The sequence below is a fragment of the Marinobacter sp. 2_MG-2023 genome (genome assembly GCF_030546935.1).
GTDB lineage: Bacteria > Pseudomonadota > Gammaproteobacteria > Pseudomonadales > Oleiphilaceae > Marinobacter.
Genome location: NZ_JAUOPH010000001.1, coordinates 457,424 through 473,307, shown reverse-complemented (window position 1 = coordinate 473,307; position 15,884 = coordinate 457,424). Strand labels below are relative to the sequence as shown.

At 53.0% G+C, this 15,884-nt stretch carries 11 protein-coding genes; all 11 read left to right on the top strand.

What is annotated here, in order from left to right; translation table 11 throughout:
• The first annotated feature begins 128 nt into the window (after positions 1-128).
• The 11 genes from Q4501_RS02090 (at position 129) to Q4501_RS02040 (ending at position 15,737) form a co-directional block, all read left to right on the top strand.
• A complete protein-coding gene (locus Q4501_RS02090; protein WP_303593753.1) occupies positions 129-2,198 on the top strand; it encodes an NADPH-dependent 2,4-dienoyl-CoA reductase in 2,070 nt (689 codons plus the stop codon).
• Positions 2,199-2,298: 100 nt separating this feature from the next.
• Positions 2,299-3,552 (top strand): DNA repair protein, encoded by a 1,254-nt coding sequence (locus tag Q4501_RS02085; RefSeq protein WP_303593751.1) that lies wholly within the window; start codon positions 2,299-2,301, stop codon positions 3,550-3,552.
• Positions 3,553-3,680: 128 nt separating this feature from the next.
• On the top strand, positions 3,681-4,565 hold the full coding sequence (locus tag Q4501_RS02080; protein ID WP_303593749.1) for an NAD(+) kinase: 885 nt from the start codon (positions 3,681-3,683) through the stop codon (positions 4,563-4,565).
• A gap of 2 nt (positions 4,566-4,567) precedes the next feature.
• On the top strand, positions 4,568-5,590 hold the full coding sequence (locus tag Q4501_RS02075; RefSeq protein WP_303593747.1) for a metallophosphoesterase: 1,023 nt from the start codon (positions 4,568-4,570) through the stop codon (positions 5,588-5,590).
• Between the two features lie 49 nt (positions 5,591-5,639).
• Entirely contained in the window at positions 5,640-6,503 is an 864-nt protein-coding gene (locus tag Q4501_RS02070; RefSeq protein ID WP_303593745.1) for a rhomboid family intramembrane serine protease, read from the top strand.
• A gap of 165 nt (positions 6,504-6,668) precedes the next feature.
• Complete coding sequence (locus Q4501_RS02065; RefSeq protein WP_303593744.1) at positions 6,669-6,962, top strand: YeaC family protein; 294 nt, start codon at positions 6,669-6,671, stop codon at positions 6,960-6,962.
• Positions 6,959-7,798, top strand: coding sequence for a DUF2797 domain-containing protein (locus Q4501_RS02060; RefSeq protein WP_303593742.1), 840 nt, complete (start codon positions 6,959-6,961; stop codon positions 7,796-7,798). The genes Q4501_RS02065 and Q4501_RS02060 overlap by 4 nt, the downstream gene beginning before the upstream one ends.
• Before the next feature lie 81 nt (positions 7,799-7,879).
• Positions 7,880-10,525 (top strand): aminopeptidase N, encoded by a 2,646-nt coding sequence (pepN, locus tag Q4501_RS02055; protein WP_303593740.1) that lies wholly within the window; start codon positions 7,880-7,882, stop codon positions 10,523-10,525.
• Positions 10,526-10,706: 181 nt separating this feature from the next.
• A complete protein-coding gene (locus tag Q4501_RS02050; RefSeq protein WP_303593738.1) occupies positions 10,707-12,095 on the top strand; it encodes a DUF1329 domain-containing protein in 1,389 nt (462 codons plus the stop codon).
• 62 nt (positions 12,096-12,157) lie between these two features.
• Positions 12,158-13,306: a YCF48-related protein gene (locus Q4501_RS02045; RefSeq protein ID WP_303593736.1), complete on the top strand. Its 1,149-nt coding sequence runs from the start codon at positions 12,158-12,160 to the stop codon at positions 13,304-13,306.
• Positions 13,307-13,352: 46 nt separating this feature from the next.
• Positions 13,353-15,737, top strand: a complete 2,385-nt coding sequence (locus tag Q4501_RS02040) for an RND family transporter (RefSeq protein ID WP_303593734.1) — start codon at positions 13,353-13,355, stop codon at positions 15,735-15,737.
• Positions 15,738-15,884: the final 147 nt, after the last annotated feature.

Genomic DNA, 15,884 nt, shown 5'->3' with positions numbered 1-15,884 from the left:
TGTTGTCTGAGGATAACAGAATGTTATTCAGGGATATTGTTGAAGGCAACCAGCATCGGTAATTTAGGCATCATTAAAAGAAGCGGGGCATCAGAGCTGCCGCCAATAATTGTCTGAGGAGACCATTTATGACCGCCAATACTATGCCAGGCGTCGCCAAATACCCGAATTTGCTTGAGCCACTTGACCTTGGGTTCACCAAACTGCGCAACCGCACGCTGATGGGGTCTATGCATACCGGACTGGAAGAGGCGAAGAACGGCTTTGAACGCTTGGCCGAGTTTTACGCTGAGCGCGCCCGTGGCGGCGTGGCTCTCATCGTTACAGGTGGTATTGGTCCCAATCCGGAAGGCGGCGTTTTTCAGGGCGCGGCCAAAATGACCAACGATGAAGAGGTGGAAAAGCACAAGGTTATCACCAATGCCGTGCACAAAGCCGACGGCAAGATCTGTATGCAGATTCTCCATGCTGGTCGTTACGCCTATTCCCCGGCGTTGGTTGCACCTTCTGCTATTCAGGCACCTATCAACCCGTTCAAGCCGAAAGAACTCGATGAAGCCGGCATTGAAAAGCAGATTGAAGACTATGCCGTATGCGCGCAACTGGCTCAAAAGGCCGGTTACGACGGTGTTGAAATCATGGGTTCTGAGGGTTACTTCATTAACCAGTTTATTGTGTCTCACACAAACCACCGCACAGACCAGTGGGGCGGTAGTTATGAGAACCGAATCCGCTTGCCTATCGAAATTGTGCGCCGTGTTCGCGAGCGTGTCGGCGAAAACTTCATTCTGATTTACCGCCTTTCCATGCTAGACCTGATTGAGGATGGCAGCACCTGGGAAGAGGTGGTGCACTTGGCGAAGGAAATCGAAAAAGCCGGAGCTACCATCATTAATACCGGTATCGGCTGGCATGAAGCTCGCGTGCCCACCATCGCTACGTCTGTTCCCCGTGGCGCCTTTACCAAGGTAACTTCCCGCCTCAAAGGTGAAGTGAGCATCCCTTTGGTCACCACGAACCGGATCAACATGCCGGACGTCGCCGAAAAAATTCTGGCGGAAGGCGATGCAGACATGGTCTCCATGGCCCGCCCGTTCCTGGCAGATGCGGATCTGGTGCAGAAGGCTGTGGAAGATCGTGCCGAAGAGATTAACACTTGTATTGGCTGCAACCAGGCGTGCCTGGATCATACCTTTGGCGGCAAGCTGACTTCGTGCCTGGTCAACCCGCGCGCTTGTCATGAGACTGAGCTTACTTATGTGAAAACCGCAGCGCCCAAATCTATTGCTGTAGTGGGTGCCGGGCCCGCCGGGATGGCATTTGCTTCGGTTGCGGCTGAACGAGGCCATAAAGTGACTTTGTTTGATGCCGGCAAAGAGATTGGTGGCCAGTTCAATGTTGCCAAGCTGATTCCGGGTAAAGAGGAGTTTTACGAAACTCTGCGTTATTACCGTGTGATGCTGGACAAGCTTGGCGTTGACGTTCGGCTGGAAACCCGTGTGGATGTGGACGACCTGAAAGCCGGCAACTTCGATGAAGTTGTATTGGCTACTGGCGTAGAGCCTCGCACACCGGACATCGAGGGTATTGATCACCCGAAAGTGATTGGTTATCTCGATGCTCTGCTGGAGCGGAAACCTGTGGGTCAGAAGGTTGCAGTAGTCGGTGCTGGCGGTATCGGTTTTGATGTGTCTGAATTCATCGTGCATAAGGGTACCTCTGCCGCGCTGGACACCAATCACTTCATGCGTGAATGGGGCGTGGACCTGACAGTCGAGCACCGTGGTGGTATTCAGGGTGTAACGCCGGAAGTTCCGGAACCTGCGCGAGAGGTTTACCTGTTGCAACGGAAGTCCTCAAAAGTCGGCAAAAACCTGGGCAAAACCACCGGTTGGATTCATCGGACGTCACTCAAGAATCGTAAGGTTCAGATGATGCCGGGTGTGACATACCGAAAAATTGATAACGAGGGTCTCCATATCACCGTAACGCCCAAGGGGGCGGAGCAGGGTGAAGACCGGGTGCTGCCGGTAGATACCATCATTCTCTGTGCTGGTCAGGAGCCCTTGCGTGAACTGCAAAGCGGGCTTGAAGCGGCCGGGTTGCCCGTGCACCTGATTGGTGGGTCGGATGTGGCAGCAGAACTGGACGCCAAGCGCGCTATTAATCAGGGTAGTCGGTTGGCTGCTGAAATCTGATCACAAAACGTTGCAGTTTTTCTCTTTGCACCGGAAACTCTCTGGCTAGACTATAACCTTTGGGTCTGCCAGAGAGTTTTTCGATTTTAGGGAGTCTGCAATGGTTTCTGCCGGCGAGGCAACGGACAATTATTCGGCTGTCTTCTTTATTGAAGGCAACGAGGTGGCACGCCAGATGCGCGCCAGCGAGTTCGGGGCTTTCCTTGATGGCTATGTCGGGTTGTCGGATCTTGCTGAAACTGATGTAAGAGCAGTACTGGTTGATCTGAGTGGCGACCTTCTGGTGCGCGCCCTTGTGTTTTTCCGCATCTGGTTTGATGAGGAAGGGCGGGCCGACAGCAGCTGGAACATGCCCATTGAAGAGCTCGCCACTCGCGGAGCTAAAGGCCCGAACATGGGAGGCGGAGCTATCCGCCTTGTATGCCGCAGCCAGTGCCCCGACCCGCAGTATGCTGCCGAGTTATGGGATCCGGATATGACGCCGGGCAATAACCACTTTCAGGTTATCCGCAAAGCCGTCAACGCAAACAATCTCAAATTCCGCCGTATTGAACCGGAAGAAGAAAACATCCCTGTGCTCCGTGCCGGAGAGAATGATTCCGCTTCGACCGAGGAGTCCCGTACCGAAGCAGATCGCTCCCGTGTGGCTCAGCTGATCCGCGAGCAGCGCCTGCGTATCAAAACACTGCAAAGCGTCCACCGGGATATGCTTGCTGAAGTGCAACGCGAACACCGGCTTGAAATCAAAACCCTGCATAACGAGACGGCCGAAACCCTCCAGAAGTTGGAACGTCAGCGTCTCAGTAATGAACAGTTGAAGAGTCGTCTGGCTGAGAGAAATCAGCAGTATCTGACCATGCAGGAGGAGATGGCTATCGACGGTGCTGGAAAAGACCGTGATGATGCCAATGCGAACGCTGAGCTGGTATTGCTCAGGGAGCAGCTTGAGCGCAAGCGGCGCGAGCTGGAACACAGGGACGAGAAATTCATTGCCCTTGAGCAGGAGGTTTATGAGCTCCGGCACCGCGAGCCGCTTGAAAATTCGATTATGGGGCACCTCAAGGGGCAGTCTGTTTTCCTTGTGGCCTACCACCCGGGTGTCGGGCACCTGACACTGCCATACCAGGATATTGAAACCTACTTCCAAAACCCCATCGCTTATGCATCAGAGCGTTGCGGCATGAACGAGCCTTCGTACCTACAATGGCTTGAGCACTACGAGAATCCGGTGTGTCAGCATACTGTCCAGGGTGGAGAGCTTTGTGGCGAGCCTCTGATGCGGGTAAGCCAGCCCGCAGATTTCCAGTCTGGTATTCATGACCGCTGCGAGAATCACCGCCCTTCCGAACAATGACACTCCTGATCGACTCCAAATAACTTTTTTCAGTATCGGGGTGACTTTCGTTAAACTGTAGGTCAGATTGATATCGGCCTGAACGGGGTTGTCCGTTCTTGTCGCATTCCGACATCACAGGAAGCTTCATGGATCATTTCAGGAACATAGGCGTTATCGGCCGGATGGGCAGCGTAAAAGTGGTTGAATCACTGCGCCAGCTTAAGCAGTATCTGGTCGCTAACCATTATCACGTTATCCTCGAGGAAGACACGGCCAGCATGTTACCTGGTCATGGTCTGCAGGTTGCCAGCAAGAAGCTCCTTGGGGAGATCTGTGACCTGGTTATTGTGGTTGGTGGTGATGGCAGCTTGCTGGGCGCTGCCCGAGAATTGGCGAAGTCCAAAATTCCTTTGCTTGGCGTAAACCGCGGGCGGCTGGGATTTCTTACGGATATCTCACCAACGGATCTGGAAGATCGCTTGGGTAAAGTTCTTGATGGCGAGTACATTGAGGAAACCCGGTTTCTGCTTGATGGCAACGTCGAGCGCAATGGCCAGCCCTTGGGATTTGGAACCGCCCTGAACGATGTGGTTCTGCATCCGGGTAAATCTACGCGCATGATTGGCTTTGACCTCTATATAGATGGCCACTTTGTCTACAGCCAGCGTTCAGATGGCCTGATTGTTTCCACGCCTACCGGATCGACCGCATACTCGCTCTCCGCAGGTGGGCCGATTATGCATCCGAAACTTGATGCTATCGTTCTGGTCCCTATGTTTCCTCACATGCTTAGCAGCCGTCCGATCGTTGTGGATGGCAAGAGCGAAATAAAGCTGGTTATCGGGGAAACGAATGAAACTTACCCACAGATCAGTTTTGATGGCCAGATGAACATAGCATGCGCTCCGGGCGATATTATTCGCATCGCTAAAAAGCCATTCAAGATCCGGCTGATTCACCCGACAGATCATAATTTCTACGCCACCTGCCGCGACAAGCTTGGCTGGGCCAGCGAAATATCAGCGAGTTGATCATGGCCGAAAGTAATCATACTGCAAGTCGTGGGTACGACATCATCGGCGATATACATGGCTGCGCGAACACGCTTGCGCGTCTGCTTGAACAGATGGGTTACAGCAAGGTTAACGGGGTGTACCAACACCCCCGCCGGCAGGCTGTTTTTATCGGGGATATTATCGACCGCGGCCCGAGAATCCGGGAAGCGCTCCATCTCGTAAGGAATATGGTTGAGAGGGGCTCTGCCCGGATTGTAATGGGTAATCACGAGTACAATGCCCTGGGTTATTGCACACGGGCGCGGGCGGGTAGCGGTAAAACATGGCTGCGTGAACATAACCCCCGTCACGACCGGCTGATTCGGGAAACCCTTGATCAGTTTGAAGCCTACCCTCATGAATGGAATGATTTTCTGGAGTGGTTTTATACGATTCCACTGTTCATTGAGGAAGATGACTTCCGCGCTGTCCATGCGTGCTGGGATGGCGAGCTTATCGAGAGATTCAAAGAGGTGCAGGGGGGCGGCTCCTGCATTGACGAAGATTTTCTCCATGCCTCAGCAGCCATTGATTCTTTCGCAGGGCAGGTTATGGACACGCTGTTGCGGGGCACAGATTTACGCTTGCCTGAGGGTATGAAAATCACCGGGCGTGATGGCTACGTTCGTGAGTTTTTCCGTACCAAATTCTGGGCGGATAACCCGCACACATATGCAGATGTCGTGTTTCAGCCTGACCCTTTGCCAGCTGAAGTTGCCAGTAGGGTTTTGACCGATCATGAGCGCAAGCAACTTATCAGCTATCCGCTGGATGCGCCTCCGGTATTCGTTGGACACTATTGGATGGACAGTGAACCGGCGCCGCTGAGATCGAACGTTGCCTGCATTGATTTCAGTGCAGTGAAATACGGCAGGCTTGTTGCTTACCGGATGGACGGTGAGCGGGTACTTTCCCGCGACAAGTTTGTTTGGGTGAATGTGGCTCGGGATCATCGCGACTCTCCGGACTATCCCATCAGCGAAGACAGTGTTGCGCGCTAGTGCAATTTGCGGCCAATAGCCGGATTAATCCTACAGGGCAAGGTAGATTGTGTACCGAGTAAAGCAGTTGGATACCAGCGTAGATCTTGGTGGGTTCAGCCAGTGGTTAAAAGGCCAGGGTGTTCCTCACAGGATCAGTGTGGAGGGAGCTTTTCAGGTGTTATGGCTGGAAAACCCGGATCATGCAGAGCCTGTTCTGGAGGCGCTGGATCGGTTTCTTGCCGAGCCGGAAGTGCGGCAGGCGGTCGAGCAGCACAATCGTTCGCCAGTCTTTGTCGCAGGGCGCTGGCAGCCATCCCCGGGTCACGCGCCACTTGTGATTGGCATTATTGTGCTGGGTGTTTTGATGGCATGGGTTACCGGTCTTGGGAGTAATCAGCTCACCACCAGCCTGATGATCATTGATCCACGGGCTTACGATTGGGGTAGCATGTCCGAGCGCCTGAGCGCACTCTCTGCCACGCTCGCAAGCGGCCAGATATGGCGTTTGTTTACACCGGATTTTCTGCATTTCAGCTGGACTCATATTATTTTCAATGCCGTGATGCTTTGGTTTTTGGGCAGTCAGGTTGAGTGGTTTGATGGCCGTGGTCGGCTTGTTGTGATTTTTATTATCACCAGCCTGGTATCGAACGGGCTTCAATATCTTGTTACCGGGCCTTTATTCGGCGGTCTCTCCGGGGTTGTTTATGGCATCCTCGGATATTGCTGGCTGAGCCAGCGGACTGTCCCAAGGTTTCAGTTTCCGCCCGCACTGGTAACCTTTGCGGTGGTCTGGATGGTGATCGGATTTACACCCTTGCCTGAGCTGCTGGGGTTGGGAAGTATGGCAAACGAGGCCCACCTGGGTGGGTTTGTCGGTGGCTTGGCGCTGGCGGCCTTTTTACCTGGCAGCAGAAAGCGGCGGGCATAAAAAAACCCCACCAGAGGTGGGGTATAAAAGAAGCTTTACAGCTCCTGATGAGAGAGACCAAATGAACGACCGTTGTCATTTGGTGAAGTAATGATAATCATTATCGTTTGCACTTGTCAAACGATTCCTCCATTTTATTTGTGAAGGTTTTTTCAGGAGAGCCGGATGACTTACGAAGAGCTAATCGAGCGACTCGATCCTAACGTTTACCAGAACCTGCGGCAGTCTATTGAACTCGGCAAATGGCCTGATGGGCGCAAAATCACCCCGCAGCAGCGCGCGATCAGCCTGGAAGCAGTTATCTATTATGAGAATCTGCACAATATTCCGGAGCAGGATCGGGTTGGTTATCTCGATCGTGGCAGCAAGGCCGGCACCGAATGTGACCCGTCCGTGCGTCGCAATCAGGCAGGTAATAACGACGTGGACCCCGATCAGTTTGTTGAGGTCAAGTCTTGAACGACCCTGTCGATGTAACCGGAAGGCTCAGGAAGATGCCTGCAAGCATCGGAAACCCTGTTGCTTATGATCTGGCTGTGGGTGACGCTCGTGTGCCAATGAATGAGCTCATAGGTAAACCTGTGCGTTTTGATTTTGAGGGCGTGATCCGCTGTATCCATTGCGATCGCAAAACCAAGAAGAGCTTCAGTCAGGGTTTTTGCTATCCCTGCTTTCGAAAGCTGGCTGCCTGCGATACTTGCATTATGAGCCCGGAAAAATGCCACTATCACCTTGGCACATGTCGTGAGCCGGAATGGGGAGAGACCCATTGCATGGTTGAGCATGTGGTCTATCTGGCCAACTCGTCCGGCCTGAAGGTGGGTATTACTCGTGGCTCACAGGTACCAACACGCTGGATAGATCAGGGCGCGGTCGATGCCATTCCTATGTTGAGAGTGGCAACCCGCTACCTTTCGGGACTGGTTGAAGTGGCCTGTAAAAGTCATGTTGCTGACCGCACGAACTGGCGTGCCATGCTCAAGGGTGACGTTCCTGAGTTGGATCTCGTAGAGGAGAGACAGCGGATATTGGCACTGATCGCAGATGATATTGCCGCGTTGCGGAAAGAGCATGGCCCGGATTCCATCCGTGAAGTGGATGAGCAGGGGCTTGATCTCAGTTATCCCGTGCAAATCTGGCCGGAGAAGATAAAAACCCACAACCTGGATAAAACACCGGAAGTGGAAGGGGTTCTTGAGGGTATTAAAGGCCAGTACCTGATCCTCGACACCGGAGTGATCAATATCCGTAAATTCACCGGTTACGAAGTCCGTTTCCGGGTAATGGTTGACTAATTCATCCATTCCCGTCTGATCGTATGCTGCCTGTTCAACCTGCTTTAGCCGGGTTGAAGGCCAGGAATTCTGGAGAAATCAATGCGCACCAATCAGCCTAAAACCATCCACCTGAGTGAATACAAAGTACCCTCGTACCTCGTGGATTCTGTCGACCTCCGTTTCGAACTTTTTGAGGATGGGGCAAGAGTACACAGCACACTTTCTGTTCGCAGGAACCCAGAATCAACAGATGGTTCAGCACCTCTGACCCTGGACGGAGACAGCCTCAAGTTGGAGCGGGTTGCACTCAATGGTGAAGAGCTTACGGCGAGCGCTTATGAAGACACCGGTGATCAACTGGTGATTGCAAAGGTACCGGCTGAATTTGAGCTGACTGTTGTTACCTGGATAGAGCCGCAAAACAACACTCGCCTGGAAGGGCTGTATAAATCGTCTGGTATGTTCTGTACTCAGTGTGAGGCTGAAGGCTTCCGTTGTATTACCTACTTCCCGGACCGGCCCGATGTGATGGCCCGTTACCGCACCCGAATTGAGGCAGACAAGAGAAGTTGCCCAGTGTTGCTCTCCAATGGCAACGATGTGGAGAGAGGCGATTTGGAGAATGGCCGACACTTTGTTACCTGGGAGGATCCGTTTCCCAAGCCCAGTTACCTTTTTGCATTGGTGGCCGGCGATCTTGTGGAGAAACAGGATACCTTTAGAACCTGCTCCGGTCGGGACATCGATTTACGCATTTATGTTGAACCCCGGAACGCCGCCAAGTGCGAGCACGCCATGGATTCTCTCAAGCGCTCCATGCGCTGGGACGAGGAAGCCTACGGTCGCGAATACGATCTCGACATATTCATGATCGTTGCGGTGGACGATTTCAATATGGGGGCTATGGAAAACAAAGGCCTGAATATTTTCAACTCTTCCTGTGTGCTGGCCAGCCAGGAGACAGCGACAGATCTCGCGTTCCAGCGTATTGAAGCGATTGTTGCCCATGAGTATTTTCACAATTGGTCGGGCAACCGGGTAACTTGTAGGGACTGGTTTCAGCTGAGCCTCAAGGAAGGGTTTACAGTGTTTCGGGATTCCACCTTCTCGGCCGACGTAGGCTCGCCGACGGTGAAACGCATTGAAGACGTAACATTGCTTCGTACAGCGCAATTTGCTGAAGATGCGGGCCCAATGGCTCACCCGGTGCGCCCGGCTTCTTATATGGAGATTAGCAATTTCTACACGCTGACCATCTACGAGAAAGGTGCAGAGGTCGTTCGTATGATTCACACACTGCTCGGACCAGACCTGTTCCGGAAGGGCAGTGATCTGTATTTCGAGCGCCATGATGGCCAGGCAGTAACCACCGATGATTTTGTCAAAGCGATGGAAGACGCGTCCGGCCGGGACCTGACACAGTTCCGGTTGTGGTATGAGCAGGCGGGCACTCCGGTTTTGGCGGTAACTGATGCATATGACGCAAAGCTAGGTATCTATCGCCTGACGATTCAACAAACTGTTCCGGATACCCCGGGCCAGACCGACAAGAAGCCTCAGCATATTCCGTTTGCCCTGGGTCTGTTGGGTGCTGATGGTGAGGCTTTACCGCTCAGTCTTGAAAGCGCCGCGGGTGCAGCAAACGCGCCAACCGAGCGCGTTCTTGAATTGACGGAAGCGAGTCACACCTTTGAGTTTCATGGGTTGGCGCAGAAGCCCGTGCCCTCGCTACTTCGCCACTTTTCGGCACCTGTGCGCGTGGTCTATCCCTGGACTCGTGAACAGCTGGTGTTCTTGATGAGCAACGATCCGGATGGTTTCAACCGGTGGGATGCCGGCCAACGCCTGGCTGTTGACGTAATCCAGTCTCTTGTGGGGTCCGCTGGTTCGGAAATTGATCCGCGCCTGGTGGGTGCTTACCGCGCGTTGCTTGAAGATTCGGCGCTTGACCAGGCATTGGTGGCAAAAATGCTACAGCTGCCATCGGAAGCTTACCTGATCGAGCTTGCTGATAACCCGGACGTTGCAGCTATCCACCGTGCCCGTGAAAAGGTGTTGGGACACCTTGCTACGTCTTTGCGTGATGAGTTGCTCGCGTGTTTCCATCGGAATGCCGGCGCAGGCGCCTACGAGGTTACACCAGAGTCTATTGCTCGCCGAAGCTTGAGAAATACGGCGTTGGCGTGGTTATTGATGATCAATGACGACACGGGCAGGGACCTGGCGGTTCAGCAGTTCTCGGAAGCCGATAATATGACGGACCGCATGGGCGCGTTGCGCGCACTGGTTAACTCTGATTACGCTGCGGAGCGAAGCCAGGCGCTGACTGACTTCTATGAGCGCTTCCAGGACGATCCTCAGGTTGTTGAACAGTGGTTCTCAGTACAGTCATCGAGTGACCGTGCCGGGCAACTGCCACAAATTCAGGCATTGCTGAAGCATCCTGCTTTCGACTGGAAGAATCCTAACAAGATCCGTTCCGTTGTTGGTGTATTTGCCGGCCAGAACCTGGCAGCCTTTCATAACCCGGACGGGTCGGGCTATTCATTTCTGGCTGATCAGGTGTGTCGCCTGGATGACAGCAACCCGCAGATTGCGGCACGCCTGGTGACACCGCTGACCCGCTGGCAAAAGTTTGCTCCTGCATATAGCTCGCTGATGCGCTCGGCTCTGGAACGGATCCGGGACAAGTCCGGGTTGTCTGCTGATCTGTATGAGGTGGTGCATAAAAGCCTCGAAGCCTGAGTGTATACAATGAAGGTCCGGCTGTAGTTATAAGCCCTTGATTACAGCCGGATACAAAATCGCACTTTCGGTCGATAGACAAGCTTGACGGATCCGTTAACCTGTCGGAAAGCCTGACTTTTCGTTCAGGCAACAATAAAAAGCCTTTTCAGAGGCTTCCAGTCGAATTCAGGGCTATACAATGAACTATAAAAAGAGTGCGATACTCGGGGGCTTGCTCGTCCTCTCGATAGCGTCAGCTTCCTCCTGGGCAGCGGTTTCCTCAGCTGAAGCGTCACGGCTCGGCCAGGATCTGACACCGTTTGGTTCGGTCAAGGCCGGAAACGATGCAGGTACTATCCCCGCGTGGACCGGCGGCCTCACCGAAGGACCCGCTGGCTTCCAGGGTGCAGGACAGCATCATATCGATCCGTTTCCGACGGATGAAGCTCTGTTTACCATCAATGCTTCCAATAAAGATCAGTTCGCCGAGCACCTGAGCGATGGTGTGCTTGCCATGCTCGAAACTTATCCGACCAGTTTCCGTGTGCCTGTCTACCAATCCCGCAGAACCCATGCTGTACCGGACTGGGTTGCTGAAAATACCCGGAAGAACGCCGTAGAGGCCGAGATCGTTGGCAAGGGCGAAGGTTTGGAGGGTGCTTTTGGTGGCTATCCTTTCCCGATCCTTCACGGAAACAACGAACAGAAAGCCTGGCAAGTGATCTGGAACCACCTGACTCGTTGGCGCGGTGTCTCGGGCACTCGCCGCTCAAGTGAAGTTGCTGTTCAGAGCGATGGAGACTATTCGCTGGTTACCTCTCAGCAGGAAGTCTTCTTTAACTTTTATAACCCCGAAGGCAGTGAGGATGAGCTGGATAACATCATTTTCTACTACCTCTCGTTCACTCAATCTCCGCCCCGCCTTGCAGGTGGCGCCATTCTTGTCCACGAGACCCTGAACCAGATTATCAACCCGAGAAATGGCTGGGGCTATAACGCCGGGCAGCGCCGCGTGCGGCGTGCTCCGAATCTGGGTTACGATTCGCCGATTGCCGCAGCAGACAATCTCCGGACCGCGGACGATACGGACATTTTTAATGGTGCTTTGGATCGTTATAACTGGTCTTATAAAGGCTTGCGGGAAGTTTACATCCCCTACAACAACTATCGCATCGGCGAAAAAGGCACACCTTATTCCGAAATACTTGGCATTGCGCACCTAAACCCGGATCTCACACGCTGGGAACTGCACCGGGTGCATGTGGTTGAAGCTAACCTGAAAAAAGATGCACGGCACATTTACAAAAAGCGTCGTTTCTATGTCGATGCGGACAGCTGGAACACGGTTCTGCTTGATCAGTATGACGGTCGCGATGAGTTATGGCGTGTGACCATGGGGATTGCGAAAAATTATTATGAGCTTCCGGGTGTGTGGACTGTACTGGACGTCTATCATGACTTACAGGCCCGTCGTTATCATGTGCTCGGCCTGGATACGGAAGAACCCAATACCCGGGTCTTTACTGAAGAAGTTCGGAATAAGCGCTATTTTTCTCCATCCTCTCTGCGTCGCAGGAGTGTCCGCTAAGAAGGGTAACTTTCAGTAGCGGTTAGAGATATACAGTTAAAACAACATAATAGGCAATCTGAATGGCTATAAGGTTGACGTGCAAGACACTGGGGGCAGCCTGCCTCGGGCTTTCCATGGCTTGGTTTACACCAGCTGCGTTCGCGCTTGCGGATATCATCGAAACGCCGGCCCGGCAAACCGACCTGGCTCCCACCAACCTCCTGAATGACGCAGTACGCGCGGGTGATCGCATTGTTGCCGTCGGGGAAAGGGGGCACATTATTTACTCGGATGATGGCGGACAAACCTGGGCGCAGGGCAGTGTCCCAGTTGCTGTTACGCTGACTGCCGTGGATTTCGGGTCCGAGACGCACGGCTGGGCAGTAGGCCACAGCGGCGTGGTTCTCCATACTGAGGACGCCGGGGAGAACTGGAGCTTGCAGTTAACCGGTATAGGAGCGTCTGAACTGGCTATCGCCAGCAAGGAAGACCAGATTGCGGCGATGGAAGAGCGCATCGAGGAGGCTCCTGAATCAGAAGTAGGTGATCTGGAATGGGCGCTGGATGACCTGTTTTTTGCCATGGAGAATATGCAGTCGGATTTGGATATCGGGCCGGTAAACCCGCTGCTGGGTGTTTGGTTTGAAAATGATCAGCACGGCTTCGTGGTGGGCGCCTATGGCATGATCCTGCGCACGCAAGATGGCGGCGACACCTGGAAAGACTGGGCCCCACAAATTGATAATGGCCAGAACTTCCATCTTAACGGTATTGCCCGTATAGCCGGCGGTGCACTGGTAATTGTTGGAGAGGCCGGGCAGATCCATGTGTCTGTGGATGGCGGGAGCACATGGGAGCGGCGAGAAAGCCCTTACCCCGGTTCTCTTTTCGGTGTTATCGGAACGGGCCAGGTGAATGAGATCCTGGCCTTTGGTTTGCGAGGAAATATGCTCTTTTCCAGTGATCTTGGGAAAAGTTGGCGCATGGTTCCTAACAGCGCCGGAGCGACACTTAATGATGGCGCCGTTGCTGATGACGGTCGGATAACTCTAGTGGGTAACGGGGGCACCGTGCTGATGAGCGGCAATGGTGCCGATTCATTTCGTGAGCATTTCCGAGGGGATCGGGCGGGAATTATGAGTGTTGTCCCGGTATCAGGAACCAATCTTCTTATCGTAGGTGAAAGCGGCGTAAAGATTACTGATGCGCGCGGAAAAAACCTTCAATAACGCCCTGATGTGGCAACAATCGAAAAAATAATAGAGGGGCTTTTGAATGTCCAACCCGAACCATGACAGGGGTGATCACTTCCTGACAACGCCCAAAGCTGAGCCATTTCTGGAACGTCTGATTTTTAACAATCGGGTCGTTATCCTGATCGGCTTTCTGCTGCTAACGGCGTTTTTGGGCTACAACGCGATAAAAATCCAGCCGGATGCCAGTTTCGAGCGCATGATTCCGCTTGAGCATCCTTACATTATTAACATGCTGGACCATCGCAACGACCTGGAAAACCTCGGTAACTTCGTGCGCATTGCCGTGGAAACCAAAACCGGCGATATATTCTCTGCAGAGTACATGGAGACTCTGAAGCAGATTACCGATGAGGTTTTCTATCTTGATGGTGTTGACCGTTCTGGTCTGAAAACCCTTTGGACATCCAACGTCCGTTGGGTGGAAGTAACCGAGCAGGGTTTCCAGGGGGGTACCGTTATTCCGGATGGCTATGATGGCTCCCCGGAAAGCCTGGAGCAGTTGCGCCAGAACATTTTGCGTTCGAACGAAGTAGGGCGCCTGGTTTCTGATAACTTCAGATCGACGATCGTCTATGCGCCATTGTATGAAAAGAACCCGGAGACTGGGGAGCCGCTTGATTACGCAACCTTTTCTCGCCAACTTGAAGAAAAGATAAGGGACAAATACAGGGAGCAGAACCCCAATATTGATATTCATATTGTGGGCTTTGCCAAGAAAGTCGGCGACCTGATTGAGGGAATTGGCTCCATTGCCTGGTTTGCGGGCATCACCATTCTGCTGACAACCTTGCTCTTGTTCTGGTACTCCCGGAGCGTCACTGGCACCTTGGTACCGGTGTTTACATCAATCGTGGCGGTATTCCTGCAATTGGGAGCACTCAGGCTGCTGGGCTACGGTCTGGATCCCTACTCGGTACTGGTGCCTTTCCTGGTCTTTGCTATTGGCATCAGCCATGGTGTCCAGATCGTAAATGCCATGGCGGTCGAGGCAGCCAAAGGTTTCGATGCAGAGACTTCAGCCCGTCTTGCATTCCGGGCTCTCTATATTCCCGGCATGCTGGCGCTTATTTCCGATGCTTTCGGTTTCCTGACTCTGTTCTTCATCGAAATCGATGTTATCCGTGACCTTGCAGTAGCAGCGGGACTGGGTGTGGCGTTCGTGATTATCACTAATCTGGTGCTTCACGTTCTGATCATGTCTTACCTTGGTATTTCCAAAGGTGGCATTCGCCACGTGCAGAATCATGGCGAAAAGCAGGATCGCAAATGGCGTTTGATGTCCTACTTTGCTCACCCGGGAGTTGCACCGATTTCATTGCTGATTGCGGTGATAGGGCTGGGTCTTGGCCTGTACTACAAGCAGGATCTGAAGGTAGGGGATCTTGATCAGGGTGCGCCCGAGCTTCGAGCCGACTCACGCTACAACCTGGATAACGCCTATATCATCAATAACTACTCGACCAGTGCCGACGTGCTGGTCGTGATGGTCAAAACACCCGAAGAGCAATGTACCCAATATAATGTGCTGCGGGCGATGGATTCACTGCAGTGGGAGTTGCAGAACACGCCGGGGGTTCAGTCCTCCGCTTCGCTCGCGGATGTTTCTAAAATCGTCACCAAGGCTCTTAACGAGGGCAACTGGAAGTGGTATGAGATATCGCGCAACCAGACGATTATTAATGCGTCCATCCGTGAAGCACCGACCGGTCTTATAAATACCAATTGTAGCCTGACCCCTGTTCTTGTGTTCCTTGAAGATCACAAGGCGGAGACTCTGGAAACAGTGGTTGAAAGCGTCGAAGTGTTTGCCAATGCAAACAGCAATGAAAATCACACATTCCTGCTGGCGGCCGGTAACGCAGGGGTTGAAGCGGCGACCAATGAGGTTATTGCTAACGCCAAGGATATGATGCTTATCATGGTTTACGGCGTGGTGAGCCTTTTGTGCTTCGCGACCTTCCGCTCTATACGGGCTGTGTTGTGTATCGTGGTGCCTCTGGGCCTGACATCGATTCTCTGTGAAGCAATCATGGCAGTTTCGGGTATTGGTATTAAAGTGGCGACCTTGCCGGTTATCGCGCTCGGTGTGGGCATAGGTGTGGACTACGGCATCTATATCTACAGCAAGCTGGAAAAATATCTGCTGGAAGGCAAGCCTCTTCAAGAAGCCTACTTCCAGACGCTGCTCTCAACGGGTAAAGCTGTGATGTTTACCGGCGTAACGCTTGGGCTGGGTGTTGTTACCTGGATCTTCTCGCCAATCAAGTTCCAGGCGGATATGGGCTTCCTGTTGTTCTTCATGTTCCTCTGGAATATGGTTGGGGCTATCTGGTTGTTGCCGGCGCTTGCGAGGTTCTTGCTGAAGCCGGAAAAAATGATAGCGAAAGCGCGAGCAGCAAAATAAACAGAGCTGTAGTCAATGACAAAAAAGCCCGCATCGCGGGTTTTTTTGTTGCTTACTCAGTTGGTTAGCGACCTACTCCATACTTTATTTATCGTGTGAAGTGGTCTATGTTCTATCTTGAGCACAACGCTTGCCCGGTCGCTTGGG